The 549-nt window shown below is 67.6% G+C and carries 1 protein-coding gene; it reads right to left on the bottom strand.

All coding sequences use genetic code 11. The features are described 5' to 3' along the window. Nucleotides 1-126: 126 nt before the first annotated feature. On the bottom strand, nucleotides 127-549 hold a 423-nt coding region (locus CSC62_RS17595; RefSeq protein ID WP_246194538.1), incomplete at its 5' end, for a methyl-accepting chemotaxis protein.

Raw genomic sequence — 549 nt, 5'->3', positions numbered from 1 at the left:
GATCAAACGCGTGCGGGTGGCATGCGCTTGGTCGGGCCCTGCGTGTTGCAACGACCGATGTGTGGAGCGGTCGCCTGGCGCAGATGGCATCGGTGAATATTCCCCGTCGATGCCCGTGCGTGCTGGTCAGAACTCCTGCCAGCTGGTCTCGACGGTCGTCGATGCAGCGACCGCGCGCGGCTTGGCAGCTGCGGTGCCGCCGATCGAGGTCAGCTTGGCGCGCACGGCGGGCGCCGCCTTGGCGACCGATGCCGTGCGGACAGTGCTGGCGGTGCCTTGCTCGGTCTTGAAGACCGCCACGGCCTCGGTCAATCCGATCGCCTGTTCTTCCAGCGAACGCGCAGCGGCAGTGGCTTCTTCCACCAGCGCGGCGTTCTGCTGGGTGGTTTCGTCCATCTGGGTGACGGTCTGGTTGACCTGCTCGATACCCGCCGACTGCTCCTGCGAGGCCGCGGAGATCTCGCCCATGATGTCGGTGACGCGCTGCACCGAGGCGACGATCTCGTGCATGGTCTTGCCGGCCTGGTCGACCAGCGCCGAGCCCTGCGC

This window comes from Pseudoxanthomonas jiangsuensis (assembly GCF_010093185.1).
GTDB lineage: Bacteria > Pseudomonadota > Gammaproteobacteria > Xanthomonadales > Xanthomonadaceae > Pseudoxanthomonas > Pseudoxanthomonas jiangsuensis.
This window is presented reverse-complemented; position numbering and strand designations above follow the sequence as displayed.